The following is a 24,660-nucleotide window of genomic DNA, read 5'->3' as shown; positions in this document are numbered from 1 at the left end:
CTGGAAACTTTCCGTTACGGGTGCACCGTGAAGGTCGCGGAGGCCGCGCCCCCGATCACGAACGAGGCATCCGGGAGCAACGAGACGGTATCACCGAAGGCGATCTTGCCCGGTTTGACGTGGTAGATCGCGGAGGAGGAATGCGCCGGGAACGTGATCCGCTTCCGCGAGGACGACGGACGACCGGACACCGGCACCTTTTCCTCGACGATCGTCAGGGTCAGCGGCTGCTCGATACCACCGGAGCGGACCACGGGAACATCGATTCCGGAAACCGACGGCGCGTGCGCCGCCAGGCTAACCACCGAGCTGACATCCAGCAGGTTGATCGTGGCGGCGGAGCGGCCCGAAATGGCACCGTAGCCCGTGCCCGGAGCCACCGTGAGGATGACCGTCTCGGTTCCCTCGACGATCTTGTCCGCCATGGGAACGAACGGCACGGTCACGGATGCCTGCCCTGCGGCGATGGTGGCCGTGGTGGCGAGCTTGCGGTAGTCCTTGGCGGCGGTGGCGGAACCTGAGGCCACCAGGTTCACGCGCAGCGATTTCGAGAGGTCACCGCTGCGGGTGATCACGAAGCCGTAGGCTCCAGCGGTGGCGGTTTCCGGGCACTGGGAGAGGCCATTGAGCAGCGAGATCGAAAGCGCGGTCTCGTTGTCCACCACTCCCAGGGTGGAAACGCCTGGCAGGTCGACCTTGTAGCCACTGCCGGAGGCGAGCGCCACGACGAGCTGCTCAGGCCCTTCCGCCTCGGTGTCGTCGATGGCTGCGATCGTGCCCGCAGTGCTGGCGGAACCCGCGGGGATGGTGGCAACCCAAGTGCCGTCACCCGCATCGGTCGCTCCCGTGATGGCCACATCACCGGAGGACGCCGAACCCGCGAGGGTGAAGTGAACGTCGAGCGGCGAAGAGGTCGGACCGGTGCGATAAACCGCGAAGGAAGCCGCCGCCGCGGAACCTTCCGAAACCGACGTCCCTCCCACCCCGAGGCTCACGGACGGCAGGACGCCGAGTTCCGCCGGAGCGGTTTCGAAGGCCGAGAAGCCGTAATCGTAGCCGCCGAAGAGCTCATAGCCGCCAAGGGTCCATAGGAACGCGGGCGCACCGTCCGACTCGGTGAGGCGGATCTCGGTCGACCACACCGGTGCCGAGGAATCCGGCCAGTACTGCATCCGGCTGCCGGAGGAAATCCACAGCCCCTGCCCCGGCCCGGCCATCAGCCCGGAAACCTTCTGGTCCGACATCGCCACCGTGGAATCCAAGGTATAGGTGCCCGCGCCAGTCGCGGTGTAACGCAGAACGCTGCCGTCGATCTTGCCCGCTGTGAAACCATCGGTCCGAAGTGTGACAGCGGTAAAACCACCGGCGGTGGAGTATTCAACCGCGTGCCCAATGAGATCGACCACCACGATGCCATTGCCCGAACCGCTCAACACGGCCTCCAGGTTACCGTCGCCATCGATGTCACCGATCTCCATGCAGGTGAAACCTCTCGTGTCCGTTCCGAGCACAGGAGAACGCCATTGCAGGGCGCCGGTCGCGTAGTCGATCACGTTGAGGTGGCAACCGTCTCCACCGATATTCGCGGCGATGATCTCCAATTTGCCATCGCCATTGAGATCCAGGATCTCGACCTTGGTGAAACGCGAGCCCTCCGGCTTGTCCGGGTTCGACCAGACGGTCGCGAAGGTGTGGGTCGCAGGCTGGTAACGCAACACCGTGACATCGGCACTGCCGTCGTTGTCCCCGGCGATGAGGATTTCTTTGGTGCCATCTCCATCCACATCGCGGAGTTTCAGGTCGGACAATCCCGACACGGTGCCTCCGGGATAAAGGTTGTCCGAGATGCCGAGCACTCCGAGGGTCTGGGTATCGAACACCAACACGCGGTTGGTCGACCGATCCGCCGAAGCACCCACCAGTTCCGGAACCCCGTCGCCGGTGATATCACCCGTTACTGGAGTCAAATAAGGTCCTGCGAGCCGCACGTTCGCGAGGTATTGGGAAGCAAGGGTGTCCGAACGAACGAAAAGAAACGGAATGTCAGCGGTCGTGTCGTACGGGCTGAGCAGGAGATCCTTCACCCCGTCACCATTGAGATCGGTGCCCGCGGAGATACCGGCACCACCGCCGAAGTCGGACATATCCAGCCCAAAGGAGAAGGTGGCGGTATTGCCGTCCAAGGTGTAACCCGTCACCCCCCGTGCATCCGAGATCAGCAGTTCATATCCCGGAGTGGAGTCGATATCGGCCACCACGAGGTTGTTGATCTGGGAGGTTCGCGGCTGATTGAGAACCAGTTTGTTTTCCTGCACGTCCACAATAGAAAAACCGGCACCTCCGGTTGTGCCGGCCGACGCGTAGATTTCGTCCCGGCCATCTCCATTCACGTCCCGCAGCGCCAGAAGCCCCCAAGAAGGCCATTCCGCAGGCCGGGTCCACTGGACGGTGCGGGTGGCGCTGTCGATCACCTTGCCGTTGCCCAGAACAATCTCCTTCGCTGGATCGGAATCGAGCTGGCCCACCTCGACCGCCGTAAAGCTACCGGTCGCAGGAACGGACCAAAGGAAGGCTCCATTGCGATCATGAACATAGAGGGCGGACAAGGTGCCGACCATGATCTCCGCGAAACCATCGCCATCCAAGTCCGCGGCAGTCGCCGCACGCACGAGCGACGAGGAAGTATCGAAGGATTTCACGAGCTCATAGCTCACGGCGTCATAAATCAGGACATCCCCGTCCTGATAGATCACCACGATTTCGGGGGTGGCATCTCCCGACATTTGGGCGGCCAGGATCTTTGTGATCGACTTGGAAGCCGCCACCGGCGGGGCCACGTGGGTCTGCTGGAAACTGGACGTCGAGGCATCCCACGCGATGGTGTACCAGGAGCTTCCGGACTGGACCACGGTGGACCGTCCCGCGGAGGTATCGAGGGTGAACAGAGGGGTGCCGGCGAACGTCGCGTAATCCCAGAACGGACGAACGGCCGAACCTGAAAGCGAGTTCCAGGGGGCTGTGACGGCTGCTGCGGGGAGAGTGAGCGCGGCTACAACAAGAGCGGTGCGGTCAAGCATGGAGCGAGTTAGAGATCGGAAATCCCCACCTCCAGAAAATTCCCTCCCGCTTCACCGATTTCACCAAATTTTCACATATGTCCTCCGGAAAACGGCACTTACTCCCGCGCCGTCGCCTTCCGGAGGTATTCGCAAATCATCCCGATGCGCTTGCCGGCGGAATCCGTTTCCAAGATACGTTGGCGCAGTTCCGGATCGTGGATGAACTGCTGGGCCACGATGTCGGTGAGCAGCGGCGGCTCATCGGCGCGGTAAAGCAGGGTCATCACCTGCTGCTTCACATCGTCCGGCAGCTCGCGGATGGCGTCCTCCACCGCGCCCCGCAGGGTCTTGACCGCCGCCTCGGCCTGGGACTCGGGCTCGAAGAAGGTGATCTGCGGTTCGATCGTCGCATAGGGATAGGGCTTGTCCAGGTGCCAGTGCGTGAACTTCACGCGGATCACGCCGTGGAGCAGGAGCTGCGAGGTTCCGTCCTCGAGTTCGTGGGAGGCACGGACCAGACCGATGGTGCCGATCTTGTCGGTGCATTCGGCGGGATTCCGTGTTTCCTCGCCGGTGAGGCGGGCGACGGCGAAAAAAGCGGACCCTTCGATGGCGTCCTCCAGCATCTTCCGGTAGCGCGGTTCGAAGATGCGGAGCGGCAGGCCGCCGTGCGGGAACAGGGTGCAATCCGGCAGCAGGATCACGCCGCAGGTCTCGGGAAGATGGAGGGCTGACATGAAGAAGCGTCTGGCTAACAGCGGCACCTTCCACCGGATCAGCGGACAATCACGCCTTTTTTCGAAGGCGAGGCCACCGCATCGATCAACAGCCTCGCGGCCGGGCTCCACTCGCGCTGTCCCGCTTCCGCCAGCGCCTCGGAAATCGGAAGACGGGAGAGCAGCAGCAACTTGGCGGCGGCCTTGATCTCAGCGCGGGTTTCCGCATCGAAGCCCGCGCGGCGGAGTCCCACCACGTTCAGGCCGGCGATCTGGTTCGAACCATATCCGACACAATAGGGCGGCACGTCCTGGCTGATGGCGGAGTTCCCCTGCACCATCGCGAAATCCCCGACGCGGATGAACTGGTGGAGGCCCGCCCCGCCGCCGAGAAACACGCGGTTTCCCATGCGGATGTGCCCGGCGAGCAGGACATTGTTCGCGAGCACATTGTTGTCCCCCATCTGGACGTCATGGGCGAGGTGCACGCCGGTCATCAGGAAATTCCCGGTGCCGATGATGGTGTAGGCGCCGGGCTTCGAACCGCGGTGGATCGTCACGTATTCGCGCAGCGTGTTGCGCGGGCCGATGCGGACCCCGGAGGGCGTGGCGGGATCGAATGAAAGGTCCTGCGGATCGGCCCCGACCACGGAGCCCCAGCCGATGGCGCTGCCCTCGCCAATCTCGGTGTCCCCGGAGATGCAGACATGGCCGGCGATCTGGACACCGGCGGCCAGTTTCACCCCGGCCTCGATGACGGTGAAGGGACCGACGACCACGTCATCGGCAATCACGGCTTCCGGGGAAACGAGGGCGGAGGGATGGATCTGCGGCACGCCCGGATGTTGGAGTCCGGCTCCGCCACTGGAAACGCAGAAGTGCGGAAACTTGCCTACTCGCGATCCCGGGCCGGGGTGTGGGCACGGCGGTCCTTGGCGTAGGACCAGGCGAGGGCTCGGCCGAGCACGCGCTCGTCATCGTGCAGGAACCGGAAGCGTTCCCAGATGGAAACGCGCTTCACATACTGGAGTTGATAGTCGGTGACCTTGTCCCGCGCGGGCGTTTTCTCCACCAGGCGCAGGGTGCGGCTCGCAGGTGTCTTGGCGGGCCACAGGCCGGCGGTGTAGAGCGCGAGCCGCGGACGTTTCGCGGGCGTGGTTTCCCCGAGATCATGAGCCTTCGCCGGTGGGCGGCTGTAGCCGCGGAAGGTGGCGATGCCCGAATGGACCAGCACACGACCGGCTGGATCGGCGGGGGCGCGGTTGATCGGGCTTTCCAGACGCTTCGCCAGCACCGGAGCCTCCCGCTCTTCCCGGACGTTGTAGTAGTGCGTGGCGCAGCTCGCCTGCATCAGGCAGACCGCCGCCAGAACCATGGATCGCGTTTGAAACACAGGGCCCTTCTAGCGGATGGCGTGCCGGATGACAGCCCCTTTTTGTCTCAAGAACGACGTCAGGACTGCGGCTCATCCGCCGGGCGACCGGTTTCGAAGCGCATCAGGTCCGCGATGAAGGTGAGCGGAATGTGGCCGGTTTCACCGTTACGGTTCTTCGCCAGCACCAGCTCGGCACGGCCTTCCTCGGCAGCCTTTGCCTCGGCGTCCTCGGCGTAGTAGGCGGTTCGGTAGAGCAGGCCCACCATGTCGGCGTCCTGCTCGATGGAGCCGGATTCACGGAGGTCGGACATGCGGGGCACACCGACGTTCTTGCCGGTTCGGCCTTCCGGACCACGGTTGAGCTGGGCGAGGATGACGATTGGGATGCCGAGTTCCTTGGCCAGGCCCTTGATGCCGGCGGAGATTTCCGCGATTTCACGCTCACGGGAGTTTTCCGCCTGCTTGGTGCGGGACTTCATGAGCTGGAGGTAGTCGATCGCGATGAGCTGGATGTCCTCGTCGCGCTTCTTGCGGCGGGCCTTGGCGCGCATCTCGTTGATCGTGATGCCGGCGGTATCGTCCACGAACAGCTTCGCGGCGGAAATTTCCAAGGCCGCGCGCTGGATCCGCTGCAGGTCGCCCTTGCTCGGGGTGTAGCCGCGGTTGAGCTGGCTCATGGCGAAACGGGCACGCGAGAACAGCAGACGCTGCACGATCTGGAACGTGCTCATTTCGCAGGAGAACACCATCGCGGGCTTCCCCTGGTCGATGCAGATGTGCTCCACGATGTTCATCATGAACGAGGTCTTACCCATCGAGGGACGGGCCGCGACGACGAACATTTCACCGGGTTTCAGGCCGCTGCACATCTTGTCCAGCATCTCGTAGCCGGTCGGAATGCCCTGCGCGCCGCGGTCGCCGGAAAGGAGCGCCTCGAACTGCTCGATGACCTCCGTCACCGATTGCTTGGTGCTCGGAGCCTTGTTCGTTTCCGAGCCCTCGCGGATGCCCAGCACGCTGGCCTCCACGGAATCCAGCAGCTCGTTCACCTCGTCCGGGGATTCGTGGGCGCGGGCGATGGCGGAGTTCGCGGTCTGGATGATGGCGCGCAGGACGTGCTTGTCCTTCACCAGTTGGAGGTGGTGGCGGAAATGCCCCGCGGACGGCGCGTAGGTGAAAAGATCGTAGATCGAGGACGGGCCGCCGACGTGGTCGATCAGCGCCTTGTCGTGCAGCTTCTGGACCAGCGAGACGAGTTCGACCTCCTGTCCGGCCTCGTAGAGATCCACGAGGAACCCGTAGAGGGTGGCGTGCGCCGGAAGGTAGAAGTGGTCCTTGGTGAGCTTTTCCTCGATCGCCGCGCCGATGTACTCCTGCCCGTCCTGAAGCATGGAGCTGAGGATGCTCTTCTCCGGCCCCAGCGCATGAGGCAGCGACCGCATCACGTCTTCCACCGCGGTCGAGGACTGTTGGAGGGAGGGAGCGGCGGACGGGGAACTCAGAATCTCGGGCGGCATCAGCGGGGCGGGAGCATGCCCGATGCCCTCCCCCCGGGTCAATCAGCGACCCCTCCTATGAATCTATTTTCCACCCCAGCGCCACTTCGGAGTCTCGCCTTTCCACCAGCAAATGGCGATTAAAGCGATTATTTCAATCGCCATGAAAAGAAAGTAGGCAGAAAGGTTTTCCCGCAGCCAGATCGCGCCGACCGCCACCATTGCGGTCCAAAGGCCGAGCACGAGCCAGCCCTGCCAGCACACCGGCGGCCCCCATCCCCAACCGTAGCGCTTCGCCGGAAACCAGATTTTCTTCCCGCCCTCCATGGGAAAGGGATAGCGCGTCCCATCGAAGGAGTCCGCTACAATCTCCGGGCGGAATTCCTCCAACCCACCTCCCCCGGCCACCGACCTAAAATCCGTCCGTTCATCCGGGAACGCCGTGCCCGGGTTCACGGATGAACGGACGGATTTTAGGGACCGGTTCGGTGGAGCGCCAAGTGAACAGGTGGCCAAACCGCCATACCTTTCAAATCCGCCCCTAAGCCTTGGCGGGTGGAATCTCCCATGCCATGGTCCCCGCACGCCATGCTGGATGCCGCCTCCCTTCGCCGTGATTTCCCGATTCTGAGCCAAACCGTGAACGGTCGCCCGCTCGTGTATCTGGACAACGCGGCCACCACCCAGAAACCGCTGGCCGTGCTGGAGGCCTCCCGGCGCTACTACGAGGAGACCAATTCGAACATCCACCGCGGGGCTCATTTCCTGGCCCGCCTGGCCACCGAGGGCTTCGAGGCCGCCCGGAATACCGTCGCCGCCCACCTCAACGCCGAATCCCCGGACGAGGTGATCTTCACCTCCGGCTGCACCGATGGCATCAATCTGGTCTCCGTCTCTCTCTCCCGCTCCGGACTGATCGGCCCCGGCGACAAGGTGCTGATTTCCACCCTGGAGCACCATTCCAACATCGTGCCGTGGCAGATGCTGTGCGAGCAGACCGGCGCGACGCTGCGGGTGATTCCCTGCCACGACGACGGCTCGCTCGACCAGGACGCCTACGCGAAGCTGCTGGAAGAACAGCCGAAGCTCGTGGCTTTCAACTGGATCTCGAACGCCTTCGGCACCGTCAATCCGGTGGTCGAGATGACCGCCAAGGCGAAAGCCGCGGGCGCGCTGGTGCTGATCGATGCCGCCCAGGCCGCACCGCATCTGAAGATGGATGTGCAGGCGCTCGGCAGCGACTTCCTCGCCTTCTCCGGCCACAAGGTTTACGCGCCCACCGGCACCGGCGTGCTGTGGGGACGGCGCTCCGTGCTGGAAGCGATCCCGCCCTTCCGCGGCGGTGGCGAAATGATCAAGGAGGTCACCTTCGAGAAAACCACCTACAACGACCTGCCGTTCAAGTTCGAGGCCGGCACCCCGAACATCGAGGGAGGCATCACGCTCGCGGCCGCGCTGGACTATGTGAATGGCATCGGCCTCGATGCAATCCGGGCTCACGAAACGAAGCTCATCCGCGCCGCTGCCGCTGCCCTTTCGGATATCGAGGGCATCCGCTTCTACGGCCCGGACGACCGCGCGGGCGCGCTCTCCTTCGCCATCAAGGGCGTGCACCACTACGATCTCGGCACCCTGCTGGACCAGATGGGCGTGGCCGTCCGCACCGGCCACCATTGCTGCCAGCCGCTGATGGCACGCTTCGGTATCACCGGCACCACCCGCGCCTCGTTCGCGCTCTACAACACGGAGGAGGACGTGGCCGCACTCGTCTCCGCGGTGAAGAAAGCGGCGCTGATGCTGGGGTAGCCCTAGCGGCGCTGCCAGCTACAAAAAGGGACGGCTCGCGCCGTCCCTTGGGAAAATCCGGATGATCTACGATCCGATTAGTACTTCACGCCGCAGCCGTAGGGCTCGGTCTTGGAAGTGGTGACGGGCTTGCCGGCGAGCGCGGCATCCGCGGCGGCGGCCACATAGTTCTCGGAGGACGCGATGTCGTCCGGCTTCGGGGTGGGCTTGGAGTCGATCGCGCCGTTGTAGACCAGCGTGCCGTCCTTGCCGATCACGAACATGTGCGGGGTGGTCTTGGCACCGTAGGCCTTGCCGACCTTGCCATCGCCATCGATGAGGTAGTGGGAGCCCTTCCACTTTTCCTCGGAGGTCTTGCTCAGCGCCGCGGCGGCGTCGAGGGAGCCTTCCTTGCCGGTGGCGGAGGAGTTCACGGTGAGCCAGACCACGCCCTTGCCGGTGTAGGTTTCCTGGAGCTTCTGCATGTTGCCGCTGCCGTAGTGCTTCTTCACGAAGGGGCAGCCGAAGTTGTTCCACTCGAGCACGACGACCTTGCCCTTGAGGTCGGCGAGGGAAACGGTGGCACCCTTGGCGTCCTTCGCGGAGAAGTCCGGAGCGGGCTTGCCGACGTCGGCGGCATGGGCGGCGGCGAGGGCAACGATGCCCGCGATGGCGGAGGTAATGAGCGTTTTCATTGAGGTTGGTGGATGGGAATATCCGTCCGTAACGTGGAAAGGACGTCGGTTTTGTCCAATGACTTTCGCGGAAGATTTCATTTCTTCTCCCACACCACCCTCGCCGGGTGAGGCAGCTTGCCGCCGTCCAACACCAGCTCCAGGGCTTTGGGAGCGCCGCTGAGATACTCGCTCTTCGCCACCGTGGCGGTCCAGCCGTCCCCGGTCTTGGCAAACTGGATCTTCGCCGCCGCATCGACCACCTGGGGCGTTGCGGGGAATGCTTGGAACGCCGCCGGATCACTGGCCGCGGGAGCCGTAAGCGTCAGCACCAGATTCTTGCCGTCCTCTTTCACGTCGAGCACCAGTCCCTCCACCGGGCGCGGCACCTTTTCCTTCGCCTTTGCGATCAGCGCCGCAGAAGGAGTCGGAGCCGGATCGGCGGCGGTGAGCGAGAGATCCAGCGCTGCATCCCCGGGGATGCAGGCCGAGTCATTGCAGGTCAGCCAATCGACTTTCAGGCCGATCTTCACCTCCCCTTTCGCGTCCGCCGGAGGGGTGAGCGTCACCGGCAGGATGATCTCGCCGAAGTAGCCGAAACCCGGCAGCTCCCCGGTCATGAAGCGGCCGGGCACGGGCCACCCCACCTCCCCCGCTTTCCAGCCTTCCGGAAGGTTCCACTCGATCCCGAGTTTCATCCCGCCCTCGCCGGGATTCGTCCAATAGGTGTGCCACTCCGGATCGACCACCAGCCGGATCGCAGCCTCCACCGGCTTCGCGCCCTGATAAGAAGAAGACGCGGCGACCAGCTCCGCCGAGGCATGCCCGGAATGGGTGGCGGCGGAGGCACCGGACACCACCGCCAAGGATGCGAGGGTATAAAGGAATTTCATCAGGACCGCACTCTTGCGCGAATCCCGGGAAGGGCAAGTCCGCCCTTGAAAAACGACCCCGGCACTAGTCCGGACGAGGTAGTTTTGCCTGCCCGCCTTGGCGAAAAACGACATTCCAAGAATGGGCTAGAACATCCGTTCAACCAAGGCTATCCTAGGGATTAGCCGTGAACCCAGGCAGCCACCTCAATTCACCTAATGGCGTAAAAATACACACCATTAACGGATTCCTACAAGCTGTTTTGGCGTTCCTCGTACAGCATGAAAGAACCATCGCGCCACATGGCGTTGCCCCATTCCATTCATGAAAGCTGCTTTCATATTCACCTCATTCCTGCTGATCGCCCGCATGGCCTCCGCGGCCCCCGCCGGTGTTGTCATGCCCCAGGAAAACGCCCGCCGTCTGGAGGTGCTCTTCTTCGGAGCACCCACCGCCAATGGTCCCCACCACGATCCGATCGAGCGCTATCGTGAAGCCAAGAAGCACCTCGGGGTTTCCGGCATCAACCTCAGCTACAGCGAAAGCCTCGCCGACCTGAATCCGTCCGAGCTGAACCGCTACGACGCAGTGCTGCTCTACGGCAACTGGCCGAAGGTCACCGGCGATCAGCAGAAGGCCATCACCTCGCTCGTCGAATACGTCGAGGCCGGCCACGGCTTCCTGCCGATCCACTGCGCTTCCGCCTGTTTCGAAAACTCGGACGCCTACCTCGGCCTGGTGGGCGGCCACTTCAAGTCCCACGGCACCGGGGTCTTCAAGACCACCATCGTCGACGCGAACCATCCGGTGATGCGAGGCTTCGAGGGCTTCGAGACCTGGGATGAAACCTACGTCCACGACAAGCTCACCAACGACCGCACCCTGCTCCAGAAGCGCGAGGAAGAGCCGTGGAGCTGGACCCGCAACCAGGGCAAGGGCCGCGTGTTCTACACCGCTTACGGCCACGACATGCGCTGCTGGTCCCAGCCCGCGTTCGAGGACCTGCTCCGCCGCGGCATCATGTGGGCGGTGGGTGATTCGGTGCGCGCCAAGGTGCTCGCTCTGAAACTGCCGGCCCTGGAGACCGAGGAAGTGCAGCTTCCCGGCTACCGCAACCACCAGATGATCACCCGCGCGCAGAAACCGCTGCCGCCGGCCGAGTCCATCAAGCTCGCCCAGGTGCCGCAGGGTTTCGAGATCTCGCTCTTCGCCAGCGAACCGGACATCGTCAATCCAATCAATGTCGCCTGGGATGAAAAGGGCCGCGCCTACGTCGTCCAGACCGTGGACTACCCGAACAACATCCAGACCAATGACCTCGGCCACGACAGCATCAAGATCTGCGAGGACACCAACGGCGACGGCAAGGCGGACAAGTTCACCGTCTTCGCCGACAAGCTCTCCCTGCCGACCTCACTGGTCTGCGCGAACGGCGGTGTGATCTGCACCAACGGCACGGAGATGCTGTTCCTCCAGGACACCAACGGCGACGGCAAGGCCGATGTCCGCAAGGTGCTCTTCTCCGGCTTCAAGGTCCATGACACCCACGCCGGTGTCTCGAACCTCCGCTACGGCTCGGACAACTGGATCTACGCCACCATCGGCTACGCGGGCTTCGACGGCACCGTGGGCGGCGAGCACCACTCGTTCAACCAAGTGGTCTTCCGCTTCAAGCCGGATGCCTCCAAGCTGGAAGTGCTCCAGAGCACCACCAATAACACCTGGGGTCTTGGTTTCACCTCGGACTTCGACGTGCTCGGTTCCACCGCCAACGGCAACCCCTCCTGGTTCTACACCTTCTCGAAGGCCCAGTACGCCGCCGTGAACCTGCCGCAGTCGAAGACCCCGGCGGGCGACAACAACCCGATGTTCTTCCCAAGCTCGCTGGACATCCGCCAGGTGGACCAGTTCGACCGTTACACCGCCGGTGCCGGCCACGGTTTCGTGACCTCCACCCGCATGCCGGAATCCTACAAGGACCGCATCGCCTTCGTGTGCGAGCCGACCGGCAAGCTGGTGGGTGAGTTCGATGTGACCCGCAACGGCGCGAAGTTCATCTCGAAGCAGCTTCCGAACAACCTGTTCTCCAGCGCCGATGCCTGGTCCTCCCCGGTCTGCGCCGAGGAAGGTCCGGACGGTGCCGTGTGGGTGTGCGACTGGTACAACCTCATCATCCAGCACAACCCGACCCCGAGCGTGAAGTCCGCGGGTCTGGAAGCGAAGACCGGCCGCGGCAACGCCTACGAATCCCCGATCCGCGACCGCCACGCCGGCCGCATCTACCGCGTCTACCCGAAGGGCTCCGCCAACGAGGCGAATCCGAAGCTGGACATCAAGAACCCGGCCTCCCTCGCCGCCGGCCTGAAGCACCCGAACCTGTTCTGGCGTCTCCAATCTCAGCGCCTGATCGTGGAGAACAAGCTCACCTCGATGGCTGCCTCGTTGAAGGAATTCGTGTCCTCCGGCCAACCCGGTGCCGTCCAGGCGTTCAACTCCCTCGCCGGCCTCGGCTTGGTCGATGCCGAGCTGATCAAGACCGCCCTCTCCTCGAAAGACCGCGGCCTGCGCCGTGCCGCCCTCCAAGCCGCTCCGGCCGGTGACAGCACCGTCGCCGACGTGGTGATCCAGGACGGCCTCGTGAAGGCCTCGGATGGCCGCGAGCTTGCCGAAACGCTCGTCGCGCTCGGCAATTCCGCCCAGTCCGAGAAAACCGGCAAGGCGATCCTCGCCACGCTGAAGGCCCAGCAGGATCAGTTCTCCAAGGACTCGGTGCTGCGCGATGCCTGGCAGATCGGTGCCCGCTTGCAGGCCTCCGGTGTGCTGGTGGCTGCCGCCACGGAACTCCCGGTCGGCGAGAAGAAGCAGGAAGCCGCTCCAGCTCCAAACCTGATCTCGAACGCCGACTTCTCCCAGAAGGCCGGTGACCAGCCGACCGGCTGGACGCTCCGCTCCTACGTCACCGACCGTCCGGATTCGGTGAAGATGACCGTCAGCGATGGTGGCCGCAGCGGTGGCACCTGCCTGAAGATTGAAAGCAGCGCCCGCGCCGACGTGGGTGCCGGCATCGAGGTCAACGTGAAGCCGAACACCCACTACCGCCTCTCCGGCTGGATCAAGACCCAGAACCTGGAGAACAAGGGCGGCCGCGGCGCGATGATGAACGTCCACGGCATGGATGCCTCCACCCAGGCGGTAACCGGCACCAAGGACTGGACCCAGGTCCAGTCCGAGTTCGACACCGGCGACCAGAGCCAGATCCTCATCCACTGCCTCTTCGGCGGCTACGGTGGCTCCACCGGCACCGCCTACTGGGATGACGTCTCCCTGGTGGAAACCGGTTCCGCCGGCACCAAGGATGATCTCACCGGCTGGGTGACCCCGGTCGCCACCTTCCTAGCCGCGAAGGGCACTCCCGCCCAGAAGCAGGCCGCGGTGGACGCGCTCAACCGCCGCGGCGATGAAACCGGCAAGGCCCTGGTGGCCGCCATCGGCACCGCTCCGGTCGCCGAGGTCGCGAAGGTGAAGAAGTTCAAGCCGGATGCCGAGGTCCACAAGCGTGGCGCCGAGGTGTTCAGCATGATCTGCATCGCCTGCCACGGTCCGGACGGCAAGGGTGTGCCGGAAACCTTCCCGCCGCTCGATGGCTCCGATTGGCTGACCGGCGATCCGGGCATCCCGATCAACATCGTCCTGAACGGTCTCCAGGGACCGATCCAGGTCGGCGAGCACAAGTTCAACAACATCATGGCCCCGCTCTCGAACCTGAACGACCAGCAGATCTCCGATGTGCTGACCTACGTCCGCCAGAGCTGGGACAACGACGCCGCCGCCGTTGATGTCGCCACCGTCACCAAGGCCCGTGCCGCCAACAAGCGCACGACGATGTGGACGGCCGGGGAACTCCGCAAGTAAGCGCGAGCCGATTTTGCTAGCCCGATGAGATGAGGCGGTCCGGACGAAAGTCCGGGCCGCCTTTTTCATGCCCGCGCGCTGCCCTCGGCCTCCCGGTAGGCCTCGGGAGAAACACCGGTGCGCTTCCGGAACACCAGGCGCATCTGCTCGTGGCTGCCGAAGCCGGCGCGGCCCACGATCACCTTCACCGGCAGGTCCGTTTCCACCAGTAGCCACGCGGCGCGGGTGAAGCGGCAGTGCTGGATTTCTTCCAGCAAGCTGTGGCCTTTCGCCGCGAGGAAGCGCCGCTCCAGCGTGCGGCGTCCCGCTCCCACCGCGGCGACGACGCCCGGCACATCGAGCATGCCGTGGCTGAAATTCCAGATGTGCTGGACCGCGGCATCCACCAGCGCGTCACCGGTGGTGGTCTCGGGTTCCTTCGGATCTTCCGGTTTCGATTCGCAAAAGTGGGACAACAGGCCGACGGCCATCCACGAGAGATGGATCGAGTTCCGGGTGGGCTCGGCGTGGGCCTTGAGCAGCAGCCGCTCGAACTCTTCACGGAACAATCGCGGATTCTCGATGACGGGAAAGTTGTGGTTCGCACCGAAGGCACCATCGGCGACCCAGCGGCACGGCACCCCGCCATTGAAATGGATCCACACCAGCGACCATCCGATCTCCGGATCCGGGCGATGCCGATGCCATTCGCCGGGGCAGATGAAGAAGGTGCTCCCGGCTTCGAGCCTCCGCTGTCCCTGCCGAGTCTGCGATTCGCCACGGCCTTCGATCACGTGGGCGAGACAGAATTCCGGCAGCACGCGGCCCTCCTCCCAGGAGTGCCAATAGAACTCCGGATGATGCCGCTGTTTCGGATACGGCTCGCCCGGCAGCACCTTTTCCCAGCCGACGTGGGTGACGTAGAGACCACCGTTGAACAGGTCCTCGCGGACCGGCAGCACATGGTGGAATGGTTCGTGTAGGCTCATGAGGATTGCGCCATACCGGCGAGGGAACGGCATCTTTTCACAAAGAATGGGAGAGAATGATGGTAGCGCCACCACCGGACCGAGGCAATCATCCGGAACGATACCGGTATGATCGAAAGGTAATGAAAAATTGCCTTCATGGCCCCCAAGGGAGATTGAAAGGCATAAGAGCCGGGCGTGCTCGGCATTGCGATGTTGACGATACCCTCGCCGTTGCCGGTCGCCCTCGAATGAATCCAGCGTTCGGCGGGCTCAGTCCGGGACGTGAAGCGAGTATCGCTAATTTGTGCAGCGAGTATGGGATAAATCGGATTTTGGAGCGTACCTATAAAGTCGTTGGTTTGTGACCGGGAACGCCTTCATGGAGAGCGGAGGGAGAGGAATACCGTTCGCTTCACCCCGTTTGCAAAATCGGTCCGAACCACGGATCTCCCGTTTCCAAGCATCTATGCTTCCGACCTTTCTCATGCTCCGTGGTTACCCCCTTCGGTGTCCCTGCGAATTGCGGCGACTCGTTCCGGTAGCGTCGACTCCCATGGCCATCGGAAATGCGGGCGATCACATGGTCGCCGGATCGGCGCAATCCAAGGACTCAAGCGGTTTGATGGGTCGGGCAAAATCCCGCAGATTATAGGGGCTCATTCTCTTTTGTCCCGTCATGACCCAGCCCCTTTCCCAACCTCCGCAAGAGCCGGTTTCCCAGCGATCCGCCACCCCCTCCATATGGAAAAAGATGGGCGGCGGCTCGCTCTCGATCTCGATCATCGTCCACGCCATCCTGCTGCTCATCGGCGTGGTGTGGATCTTCCAGATCATCCCGGAGAAGAAGCAGGACGTGGACTTCATGCCGAGCGGCGGTGGTGGTGGGTCGCCGGGCGTGAAGGACGTCAGCAACCGGAAGCAACGCGCCACGATCGCGATGCCGAATGCCCCGCGACTGGCGGCGAAGGGCACGGCGAGCACCTTCACGCTTCCGGAGCCGGATGCGGCATCCTCCATGTCCTCGGTGGGCACCCTCACCTCCGGTGGGCTTTCGGGCGGTCTCGGCGGCAGTGGCTCCGGTGGGGGCCGCGGCGACGGGCAAGGCACGGGATTTGGCAACGGCATGGGACCGGGCCTCGGCGGAGGAGCCGGAAAATTCAATCCCTTCGGCATGCTGCCGGATCCGAAGAAAGCCGGGCTCACCGGGACGTTTTATGATTTCAAGCGCGACAAGGACGGCAAGCCGACCGGGGTGAAAGCGCTGGATGCCGCCACCGCCGCGAAGATCGTGAAGGAGTTCACGAAAGGGCGCTCGTGGCGCGAACCAAGGACCATTCCCCACTACACCTCGCCCGTCCGCCTGAGCACCCGCGCCGCGTTTTTCCCCGGGGTGCCGGACACCGAAGCTGGAAAGGCCTTCAAAGCCCCGGACACCGCGCCGGGCCTGTGGATCGCCCATTACACCGCGAATGTCACGCCGAGCCAGAGCGGCATGTTCCGCTTCGTCGGCTGGGGCGACAACTGCCTGGTCGTCGGTGTGAACGGGAATGTCCGGCTCGACGCCTCCGACCACGGCTATACCGGCGAGAAGCGGGAAAGCCTCGGCAGTGCGAACCTGAAGGGCAAACCGGGAGCCGCCGTCTTCGCCGGCGATTGGTTCCAGATCCGCGCCGGACAGACGGTCACCGTGGACATCCTGATCGGGGACGAGGGTGGCATTTTCGCCGCCGGAGTCCTGCTCCAGGCCAAGGACCAGGACCTTACGAAGGGAGCCAGCGGCCTGCCCAATCTGCCGATCTTCCGCACCTCCGACTTCTCCGCCGAAGAGCAGAATTTCTTCAAGGACCAGTGGCCTGCCGCCGCGCTCCAAGGTCCGGTGTTCGAAGTGAAGGGCGGCACCGCCATTGGCGGAATTTGAAAGCTCCGCCTACCCTATTCGTATTACTCCCCATCATTGCTTGTTTTTGTCCGATTATGCCCGACTTCACCCGATTCAGATCCCGATGTCTGAGAATGCACGCGCTGCCGTTCGCCAGCCTTCTCGCGATCTCCGTTGCGCTGGTTTCGTGCGACCGCAAGGCCGCGCCTCCGGAAGCGTCCACCGCGCCCCGGCCTGAAGCGCCCGCCGCGGCAGAAGCCGCCCTGCCGAAGGAGATCACCTTCAACGAGCACATCCAGCCGATCCTCTCGGAGAACTGCTACCACTGCCACGGGCCGGACTCCGGCACCCGCAAGCCGAAGGACGCGCCGCTGCGACTTGATCGCGAGGCCGATGCCTTCGTGAAACGCGAGAACGGCCAGCCGGTGATCGTGAAGGGCGATCCGGACGCCTCGCTGCTGGTGAAGCTGCTCAAGACCCACGACGAGAAGGAAATCATGCCGCCGCGGGAGAGCCACAAGGAGCTCAAGCCGCATGACATCGCCATGATCGAGGAGTGGGTGAAGCAGGGCGCGAAGTACGAGCCCCACTGGTCGTTCGCCCCGGTGAAGCACCCGGAACCGCCGCAGGCCGGCGAGGGTTTCGCCACGAACCCGATCGACCGCTTCATCGCGCAAAAACTTTCCGACAACGGCCTCAAGCCGAGTCCGCCGGAGGAGCCACGCCGCTTTTACCGCCGTCTCGTGTTCGATCTCACCGGCCTGCCGCCCTCGGTGGCGGACACGGATGCGTTCGTGAAGCGTTCCGCGGAAGATCCGGTCAAGGCGGTGGACGAGGCCGCCGACAAGCTGCTGGCCACGTCCTCCAGCGCGGAGCATTTCACCCGCCAGTGGCTGGACGCCGCGCGCTATGCCGACACCCACGGCATCCACATCGACAACTACCGCGCCATCTGGCCGTACCGCGATTGGGTGATCCGCGCCTTCCAGGCGAACATGCCGTGGGACCAGTTCACCACCGAGCAGATCGCCGGCGACCTGCTGCCGGAGGCGACGCTCGACCAGAAGGTGGCCACCGGCTTCAACCGTTGCCTGGCCACCACCGGCGAGGGCGGAGCGATCGCGGAGGAATACGACGCGATCTACGCCAAGGATCGTACTGAAACCACCTCCGCCGTGTGGCTCGGCCTGACCACCGGCTGCGCGGCCTGCCACGACCACAAGTTCGACCCGGTCTCGACGAAGGAGTTCTACGCGTTGTCCGCGTTCTTCCGGAACACCACCATGTCCGCGCTGGACGGCAACAACGCCGAGCATCCGCCGAACGTGTTCGTGCCGCTGATGAATGACCGCACGCGCTGGGACGAACTGGCTTCCGCCATCGACGGCACCAACAAGGACATCGCGGAGCGGGACAAGACCGCCCAGCCCGATTTCCAGAAGTGGGTTTCCAATCCGGTCATCACCGCTTCGAAGGACATCGATTCCACCCTGGTCCTGCACCTTCCGCTCAATGAGAGCGAGGGCGCCATCAAGGGCTCCGTGGAGGGCAAGGAACGCGTGTGGCTTGACCAGCCCGCCCGCATCGATGGCCCGCTCGGCAAAGCCGTGGTGGTCAGCGACAAGCCCGTCGAACTCGGCGACCTCGGCTCGTTCTCGCGCGGTGACCGTGTGACCTACGGCGGTTTCGTCCGCATCGAGGGCACGCCCACCGGCGCGATCGTGGCGCGGATGAATCCCGCCCAGTCCTTCCGCGGCTGGGACATCTACCTCCAGAGCGGGAAGCCCGCCACCCATGTGATCGACTCGTGGGACAAGGCGGCGAACAAGCTCACAGCGAACGATCCCCTCTCCCCCGGAGTGTGGCATCATGTCATGATGACCTATGACGGCAGCCGCCCCAGCCACCAGACCTGCACGATCTACGTGGACGGGAAGAAGCAGAATGGCTCGCTGAGCCCGAGTTCCGTCGGAGGCACGATCGAGACCGAAGTTCCGCTGCGCCTTGGTTCCCGGGCCAACAACGACTCGAAGCTCAATGGCAAGGTCGCCCTCCAGGACTTCCGCTTCTACCGCCGCCTGCTCGGCCCGGAGGAGATCAAGGACATCGCGGACAACAGCATGCTGCGAAGTCTGGCCACCATCCCCGCCACCCAGCGCACGAAGGTGCAGAACGACCAGCTCTTCCGCCACTTCATCAACAATGTCGACGTCCGCTCGCGCGAACTGCGGACCACGCTCGACACGCTCAAGACCGAGCAGGCCACACTGCGTGCCCGCGGGTCCGCCAGCCTGGTGATGGAGGAGAAGAAAAACGTCATGCCCTTTGCCCACGTGCTCGCCCGCGGCGTGTATTCGGACAAGGGTGAGAAGGTGGACGCCAATGTGCCCGCCGCCCTGCCGCCGATGCCCGCGGATGCGCCCCACAACCGCCTCGGCCTCGCCCGGTGGTTGGTCGATCCCGCCAATCCCCTGCCCGCCCGCGTGACCATGAACCGCGCGTGGTACTATTTCTTCGGCACCGGCATCGTGGAGACCACCGAGGACTTCGGCATCATGGGCGCCCGCCCGAGCCACCCGCAGCTCCTCGATTGGCTGGCCACCGAGTTCGTGGCGTCGAAGTGGAACTACCGCCACATGGTGAAGCTCTTCGTCACCTCCGCCACCTACCGCCAGTCCGGCGCCATCACTCCGGAGAAGCTGGAAAAGGATCCGCTCAACCGCCTGCTCTCCCGCGGCCCGCGCGTGCGGCTCGAGGCCGAGCAACTTCGGGACCTCGCCCTTTCCGCGTCCGACCTGCTCGCGGACAAGGTGGGCGGCCCATCCGTGAAGCCCTACCAGCCGGAAGGCATCTGGGAAGCGGTGGCGATGAAGGAATCGAACACGCGGAACTACCGCCAGGACAGCGGAACCGCCCTCTACCGGCGCTCCCTCTACACCTTCTGGAAACGCAGCGCGGCCCCGCCGTCCATGGAGCTCTTCAACGCCCCGAGCCGCGAGGTGTTCTGCGTCCGCCGCGAGCGCACCAACACGCCGCTCCAGGCGCTGGTGATGCTGAACGATCCACAGTTCGTGGAGGCTGCCAAGATGCTCGCCGCCCACGCCATCGAAACCGGGCCGTCGTTCGACACCCGCCTCGATTTCATCACCGGCCGCCTGCTCGACCGGACACTGAAGGATGACGAACGCCAGATCGTCAAACGCTCGCTTGACCGTCTGCTGGCCACCTACAAGGCCAAGCCGGAGGAAGCGAAAAAGCTCCTCGCTACCGGCGCGACCGCCGCGCCCACTCAACTTGATGCCCCCGAGCTCGCGGCCTGGACGGTCGTTTCGAGCCAGATCCTGAACCTCGACGAAACCGTGACCCGATGAACCCGATCGAAACCTACAACGGCGCGCTGACACGCCGTCAGTTTTTCCGGAAGTCCGGCACCGGTCTCGGCGTGGCGGCGCTCGCCGCGCTGATGGGCCGCACCGCCTCGGGTGGCGTGGCCGATGCCGCCGGTTTCCTCGCCGGCCTGCCGCAGATCGCCCCGAAGGCGAAGCGCGTGATCTACATCTCGCTGATCGGCGCGCCGTCCCAGCTCGACACCTTCGACTACAAGCCGGAGCTGCGGAAGCGCTTCAAGGAGGACCTCAACGACTGGCTGAAGTCGCAGGGCCAGCGCCTCACCGGCATGACCTCCGGCCAGAAGGCATTCCCACTCGCGCCCACCATGTTCAAGTTCAACCAGCACGGCCAGTCCGGGACCTGGGTGAGCGAGTTGCTGCCGTGGACCGGCAAGATGGTGGACGACCTCTGCATCATCAAATCGATGCACACCGACGCCATCAACCACGAGCCGGCCAACCAGCTCGTGTGTACCGGCTCGATGCAATCCGGCAAGGCCTCGATGGGCTCGTGGATGTCCTACGGCCTCGGCTCGATGAACCAGGACCTGCCGTCCTTCGTCGTCCTCCACGCCACCCATTCCTCGCCCTACTCGAACGTGCAGGCCATTTCCTCGCGCTTGTGGGGTTCCGGCTACCTCCCCGGGAAATACGCCGGGGTGGCGCTGCGTTCGCTGGGGGATCCAGTGCTGTTCCTCGAGGACACGCCCGGCGTTTCCCGCGACGTGCGCCGCCAGATGCTGGACGGACTCAACGACCTGAACCGGAAATCCTACGAGGCCGTCGGCGATCCGGAAACGCAGACCCGCATCCAGCAATACGAGATGGCCTTCCGCATGCAGGCCTCCGTGCCGGAGCTCACCGACTTCTCCGGCGAATCCGAGAAGGTCCACGCGCTCTACGGCGAGGACAGCAAAAAGCGTGGCACCTTCGCGAACTCGGCTCTCATGGCCCGCCGTCTGATGGAGCGCGGCGTGCGCTTCGTGCAGATCTTCCACCGCGGCTGGGACCAGCACGGCAATCTGCCGCGCGACCTGGCCTCCCAGTGCAAGGACGTGGACCAGGGCTGCTACGGCCTGATCCAGGATCTCAAGCAGCGCGGCATGCTGGAGGACACGCTGGTGATCTTCGGCGGCGAGTTCGGCCGCACCATCTACTGCCAGGGAAACCTGACGGAGACCGACTACGGCCGGGACCACCACCCGCGCTGCTTCAGCATCTGGATGGCTGGCGGCGGCATCAAGGGCGGCCAGGTCTACGGCGACACCGACGAGATGTCCTACAACATCACCAAGGATCCGGTGCACATCCGCGACCTCCACGCCACCATTCTCCACGCGCTGGGCCTCGACCACGAGCGCCTGACCTACAAATTCCAAGGCCTCGACCAGAAGCTCACCGGCACCGAACCGGCGAAGGTGGTGAAAGATCTATTCGCGTGAACCGGCCGCCGGGGCATCCCCGGCGGATTCCGGCAAGCCACCGCTCACCGGCGAAGTCTGGCGCTCCTTGCGGTATTCGGAAGGAGCGCTCCCGAGCTGGGCGGCGAAGGTTTTGCAAAAGTGGGAGTGATCGTAATAGCCGCACCGTTGCGCGATCGAGGCGATCGTTTCCTCGGTCTCCAGCAGGAGCCGCGAAGCGTGCTCGATCCGGATGCGCTGGAGATACTGCCGCGGGCTGGTGCCGAGGGCCTTCTTGAAAATCCGTTCGAACTGGCTCTCTGAAAGGCCGGCTTGCTTCGCCAGCTCCGCGGTGCTGACCGTTTCCGCGAACCGCTCGTGGAGGCGGTCCACCACCTCGGCCAGCTTCCGGATCACGCTGCTGGCACAGCGGATCTCCTCGACTCTCCGGGAAAAGCCCGCCACGCCAATGACCGCCCCGTCCCGGTTCCGCACGGGAACCTTGTGGGTGACCACCAGATGAGGCGATCCTTCCATCTCGGGGGCCGGTTCCATCCGGTTGACGATCGGATGTCCCGTGGCGATCACCGCCCGGTCATCCGCCATGTATTCCTCGGCACGGCGGCTGGGAAAGAAATCCCGGTCGGTGCAACCGAATGCATCTTGTTCTGATCGCACGCCGCAGAACTGGCAGCCCAACCGGTTGAGGGCCACGAACCGGCCTTCCGTGTCCTTCATGAAAAACGACACGTCCGGCATCAGATCGTAGAGACGCAGTAGTTCACCGGGCGCCAGCGCCGCGAGAAAGTCCTGCTGGGAGACGAAAGGATTCATGCTGCTTTTTTACAATCATTCGCGGGCCGCTTCCAAGACATCAGAAGCCCCATCGGCCACGATGCACGGATATGAGTTTCCGGGTTGCGATCGTGTTGGCAGGAGGAGTCCTGCATGGAACGGCGGCAGGCGAGGAACAGGCTCCGGCATACAACCGGGACATCCGCCCGATCCTTTCGGAAAAGTGCTTCTTCTGCCACGGCTTCGACGCGAAGCACCGCAAGGCGGACTTCCGCCTCGACACCGCGGAGGGCTCCGCCGCACGGACCGACAGCGGGCTCGCCGGCATCAAGCCCGGCTCTTCCGCGGAGAGCGAGGCATGGCGGCGCATCGTCTCCACGGACCGCGACGAAGTCATGCCTCCGCCCGAATCCCACAAGGAACTCACCAAGGATGAAAAGGATCTCATCCGGAAATGGATCGGGGCCGGAGCCCGTTATGAAAAGCACTGGGCCTTCGTTCCGCCGGAGCGTCCGATGGTTCCCGAAGCCGGGAATCCCGTGGACGCGTTCCTCTCCACGAAACTGGCCGCGGCGGGTCTCCGGCGATCGGCGGAAGCGGATAAGGAGACCTTGATCCGGCGCGTCACCTTCGATCTCACCGGGCTGCCGCCCACGGAGCAGGAACTCGATGACTTCCTGGCCGATAACCGGCCCGGTGCTTACGAGCGGGTAGTGGATCGCCTGCTGGCATCACCGCGGTATGGCGAACGGATGACGTCGTTCTGGCTGGATCTCTCGCGCTACGGCGACACGAACGGCTACCTCCACGACATCCTGCGCACCGGATGGCCGTGGCGGGACTGGCTGATCCGCGCGTTCAACGAGGACATGCCCTTCGATCGTTTCGTAACCGAACAGGTGGCAGGCGATCTCCTTCCCGGTGCGACGCCTGATCAGGTGCTGGCCACCGCGTTCTGCCGGAATCATCCGATCACGGCGGAGGGCGGCTCGCTGGCGGCGGAGTATCTCAACGAGTATGCGGCGGACCGCGTCCAAACCGTCGGCACCGCTTTCCTCGGCCTCACCTTCAACTGCTGCCGCTGCCACGATCACAAGTTCGATCCGCTCACGCAGGAGGACTTCTACAGCCTGGAGGCTTATTTCAATTCCATCACCGAGAAACACGTCGAGAACGACAAGTCAGCCGCCTATCCACCGCTCATCGAGATCGCGTCGCCACTCGCACCGGACGGGGCGAAGGCCAAGGTCATGGTGATGCAGGAAGCCGCGGCTCCGGTGGCCACCTACGTGCTCGGCCGGGGCCAATATGACCAGCCGGACACCTCGCGCCCCGTATCGCGGCGTCCACCTCTGGTGCTGGGAAATGCGCTCCCGGGTGAGCCCGCGAACCGCCTCGGGTTCGCGCGCTGGCTCGTGTCACCTGGCGATCCGCTGCTCGCGCGCGTGACCGCCAACCGGCTCTGGCAGCAGCTCTTCGGCACCGGCATCGTCAAGACGGTGGACGACTTCGGGTTCCAGGGAGAATACCCGGTCCACCCCGAGCTCCTCGACTGGCTGGCCGTGGAACTGAGGGACGGGAGCAATGGTGCGCCGCCCTGGAGTCTCCGGCACGTCATCCGCTTGATCGTGACCAGCGCCACCTATCGCCAATCTTCGGCCACCAGCCCGGAAGCAACGGCCCGGGACCCGGAGAACCGCCTGCTTGCCAGTTTCCCGCGGCGGCGGCTGACCGCCGAGGAAATCCGGGACCAGGCCTTGTTCGTCTCCGGCCTGATGACGGATGAAATGGGTGGCCCGCCGGTGTTCCCCTACCAACCCGACGGCCTGTGGGAGGAACGGTCCAACGAAGGCAGCAACACCAAGGCCTATCACCGGAGCCGGGGAAAGGACCTGTATCGCCGCAGCCTCTACACCTTTTGGAAACGCACCGCGCCGCCGCCTTTCATGAGCGTCTTCGACGCGCCCGACCGCATGTCCTGTTCGGTGAAGCGCCTCCCCACGAACACGCCGCTGCAAGCCCTCGCCACCCTCAATGACGAGCAGATGCTGGAGTGCGCGAAGCATCTCGCGGCGCTCGCACTCAAGCAGCCGGGCGACACCCGCGGACGAATCGATTTTCTCCACCGACGGGTGACTTCGCGGCCCATCTCCCCCGAGGACCAGGAAATCCTCGCGCGGGGATTCGATACTCTTTTGGCCCGCTACCGCGGAGCTCCCGCCGATGCCGCGGAGTTGCTGGGCCAGGGAGCCACGCCTGCCGATGCGTCCCTCGACCAGCCGGAGCTCGCGGCCTGGATGCTAGTGGCTTCGACCATCCTCAACCTCGACCAAACCCTCGTGCGGGATTGACCGCAC

The 24,660-nt window shown here is 64.2% G+C and carries 16 protein-coding genes; 6 read left to right on the top strand and 10 right to left on the bottom strand.

What is annotated here, in order from left to right:
- Positions 1–14: 14 nt before the first annotated feature.
- From llg_RS15400 to llg_RS15375, 6 genes are all read right to left on the bottom strand, one after another.
- A complete protein-coding gene (locus tag llg_RS15400; RefSeq protein ID WP_338285572.1) occupies positions 15–3,077 on the bottom strand; it encodes an FG-GAP-like repeat-containing protein in 3,063 nt (1,020 codons plus the stop codon).
- Positions 3,078–3,175: 98 nt separating this feature from the next.
- Positions 3,176–3,796 carry an LON peptidase substrate-binding domain-containing protein gene (locus llg_RS15395; RefSeq protein WP_338285571.1) on the bottom strand — a complete coding sequence of 207 codons (621 nt, stop codon included), beginning with the start codon at positions 3,794–3,796 and terminating at the stop codon, positions 3,176–3,178.
- Between the two features lie 38 nt (positions 3,797–3,834).
- Entirely contained in the window at positions 3,835–4,611 is a 777-nt protein-coding gene (gene lpxA, locus llg_RS15390; RefSeq protein WP_338285570.1) for an acyl-ACP--UDP-N-acetylglucosamine O-acyltransferase, read from the bottom strand.
- A 56-nt stretch (positions 4,612–4,667) separates the two neighbouring features.
- Entirely contained in the window at positions 4,668–5,150 is a 483-nt protein-coding gene (locus tag llg_RS15385; protein ID WP_338285569.1) for a hypothetical protein, read from the bottom strand.
- A 77-nt stretch (positions 5,151–5,227) separates the two neighbouring features.
- Positions 5,228–6,667: a replicative DNA helicase gene (gene dnaB, locus llg_RS15380; RefSeq protein WP_338285568.1), complete on the bottom strand. Its 1,440-nt coding sequence runs from the start codon at positions 6,665–6,667 to the stop codon at positions 5,228–5,230.
- A gap of 63 nt (positions 6,668–6,730) precedes the next feature.
- Complete coding sequence (locus llg_RS15375; RefSeq protein ID WP_338285567.1) at positions 6,731–6,973, bottom strand: hypothetical protein; 243 nt, start codon at positions 6,971–6,973, stop codon at positions 6,731–6,733.
- Between the two features lie 261 nt (positions 6,974–7,234).
- Between llg_RS15375 and llg_RS15370 the strand changes: the two genes are divergently transcribed.
- On the top strand, positions 7,235–8,452 hold the full coding sequence (locus llg_RS15370) for a cysteine desulfurase (protein WP_345789203.1): 1,218 nt from the start codon (positions 7,235–7,237) through the stop codon (positions 8,450–8,452).
- Between the two features lie 77 nt (positions 8,453–8,529).
- Here the strand turns inward: llg_RS15370 and llg_RS15365 are convergent, their stop codons facing one another.
- Together llg_RS15365 and llg_RS15360 are read right to left on the bottom strand one after the other, a co-directional pair.
- Positions 8,530–9,126, bottom strand: a complete 597-nt coding sequence (locus tag llg_RS15365) for a redoxin domain-containing protein (protein ID WP_338285565.1) — start codon at positions 9,124–9,126, stop codon at positions 8,530–8,532.
- Between the two features lie 77 nt (positions 9,127–9,203).
- Complete coding sequence (locus llg_RS15360; protein WP_338285564.1) at positions 9,204–9,998, bottom strand: protein-disulfide reductase DsbD domain-containing protein; 795 nt, start codon at positions 9,996–9,998, stop codon at positions 9,204–9,206.
- A 304-nt stretch (positions 9,999–10,302) separates the two neighbouring features.
- Here llg_RS15360 and llg_RS15355 point away from each other — a divergent pair, with 304 nt between their 5' ends.
- Complete coding sequence (locus tag llg_RS15355) at positions 10,303–13,890, top strand: PVC-type heme-binding CxxCH protein (RefSeq protein ID WP_338285563.1); 3,588 nt, start codon at positions 10,303–10,305, stop codon at positions 13,888–13,890.
- A 65-nt stretch (positions 13,891–13,955) separates the two neighbouring features.
- Here llg_RS15355 and llg_RS15350 read toward each other — a convergent pair whose 3' ends face one another.
- Positions 13,956–14,858 (bottom strand): AraC family transcriptional regulator, encoded by a 903-nt coding sequence (locus tag llg_RS15350; RefSeq protein WP_338285562.1) that lies wholly within the window; start codon positions 14,856–14,858, stop codon positions 13,956–13,958.
- Between the two features lie 658 nt (positions 14,859–15,516).
- On the opposite strand from llg_RS15350, the gene llg_RS15345 reads away from it, so the two are divergent.
- The 3 genes from llg_RS15345 to llg_RS15335 all read left to right on the top strand — a co-directional run bounded on the left by llg_RS15345 (position 15,517) and on the right by llg_RS15335 (position 21,550).
- Entirely contained in the window at positions 15,517–16,758 is a 1,242-nt protein-coding gene (locus llg_RS15345; protein ID WP_338285561.1) for a hypothetical protein, read from the top strand.
- A 95-nt stretch (positions 16,759–16,853) separates the two neighbouring features.
- Positions 16,854–20,090: a DUF1553 domain-containing protein gene (locus llg_RS15340; RefSeq protein WP_338285560.1), complete on the top strand. Its 3,237-nt coding sequence runs from the start codon at positions 16,854–16,856 to the stop codon at positions 20,088–20,090.
- Complete coding sequence (locus tag llg_RS15335) at positions 20,087–21,550, top strand: DUF1501 domain-containing protein (protein ID WP_338285559.1); 1,464 nt, start codon at positions 20,087–20,089, stop codon at positions 21,548–21,550. Before llg_RS15340 ends, llg_RS15335 begins: the two co-directional genes overlap by 4 nt.
- On the opposite strand, the gene llg_RS15330 is transcribed toward llg_RS15335, so the two are convergent.
- Positions 21,539–22,342: an AraC family transcriptional regulator gene (locus llg_RS15330; RefSeq protein WP_338285558.1), complete on the bottom strand. Its 804-nt coding sequence runs from the start codon at positions 22,340–22,342 to the stop codon at positions 21,539–21,541. The two genes, llg_RS15335 and llg_RS15330, sit on opposite strands and share 12 nt — an antisense overlap.
- Positions 22,343–22,413: 71 nt before the next feature.
- Between llg_RS15330 and llg_RS15325 the strand changes: the two genes are divergently transcribed.
- Positions 22,414–24,654: a PSD1 and planctomycete cytochrome C domain-containing protein gene (locus tag llg_RS15325; RefSeq protein ID WP_338285557.1), complete on the top strand. Its 2,241-nt coding sequence runs from the start codon at positions 22,414–22,416 to the stop codon at positions 24,652–24,654.
- Positions 24,655–24,660: the final 6 nt, after the last annotated feature.

Origin of the sequence: Luteolibacter sp. LG18, assembly GCF_036322585.1 — a bacterium.
Lineage (GTDB): Bacteria > Verrucomicrobiota > Verrucomicrobiia > Verrucomicrobiales > Akkermansiaceae > Luteolibacter.
The sequence above is the reverse complement of the archived record's forward strand: the minus strand, read 5'-3'. Positions and strand labels throughout refer to the sequence as shown.

Excerpts from the sequence above, each read along its gene's own strand:
- llg_RS15385 (WP_338285569.1), bottom strand. The coding sequence starts at position 5,150 with ATGGTTCTGGCGGCGGTCTGCCTGATGCAGGCGAGCTGCGCCACGCAC.
- llg_RS15325 (WP_338285557.1), top strand. The coding sequence starts at position 22,414 with ATGAGTTTCCGGGTTGCGATCGTGTTGGCAGGAGGAGTCCTGCATGGA.
- llg_RS15370 (WP_345789203.1), top strand. The coding sequence starts at position 7,235 with ATGCTGGATGCCGCCTCCCTTCGCCGTGATTTCCCGATTCTGAGCCAA.
- llg_RS15340 (WP_338285560.1), top strand. The coding sequence starts at position 16,854 with ATGCACGCGCTGCCGTTCGCCAGCCTTCTCGCGATCTCCGTTGCGCTG.
- llg_RS15365 (WP_338285565.1), bottom strand. The coding sequence starts at position 9,126 with ATGAAAACGCTCATTACCTCCGCCATCGCGGGCATCGTTGCCCTCGCC.
- llg_RS15335 (WP_338285559.1), top strand. The coding sequence starts at position 20,087 with ATGAACCCGATCGAAACCTACAACGGCGCGCTGACACGCCGTCAGTTT.
- llg_RS15400 (WP_338285572.1), bottom strand. The coding sequence starts at position 3,077 with ATGCTTGACCGCACCGCTCTTGTTGTAGCCGCGCTCACTCTCCCCGCA.
- dnaB (WP_338285568.1), bottom strand. The coding sequence starts at position 6,667 with ATGCCGCCCGAGATTCTGAGTTCCCCGTCCGCCGCTCCCTCCCTCCAA.
- llg_RS15375 (WP_338285567.1), bottom strand. The coding sequence starts at position 6,973 with ATGGAGGGCGGGAAGAAAATCTGGTTTCCGGCGAAGCGCTACGGTTGG.
- llg_RS15395 (WP_338285571.1), bottom strand. The coding sequence starts at position 3,796 with ATGTCAGCCCTCCATCTTCCCGAGACCTGCGGCGTGATCCTGCTGCCG.
- llg_RS15360 (WP_338285564.1), bottom strand. The coding sequence starts at position 9,998 with ATGAAATTCCTTTATACCCTCGCATCCTTGGCGGTGGTGTCCGGTGCC.
- llg_RS15355 (WP_338285563.1), top strand. The coding sequence starts at position 10,303 with ATGAAAGCTGCTTTCATATTCACCTCATTCCTGCTGATCGCCCGCATG.
- llg_RS15350 (WP_338285562.1), bottom strand. The coding sequence starts at position 14,858 with ATGAGCCTACACGAACCATTCCACCATGTGCTGCCGGTCCGCGAGGAC.
- llg_RS15330 (WP_338285558.1), bottom strand. The coding sequence starts at position 22,342 with ATGAATCCTTTCGTCTCCCAGCAGGACTTTCTCGCGGCGCTGGCGCCC.
- llg_RS15345 (WP_338285561.1), top strand. The coding sequence starts at position 15,517 with ATGACCCAGCCCCTTTCCCAACCTCCGCAAGAGCCGGTTTCCCAGCGA.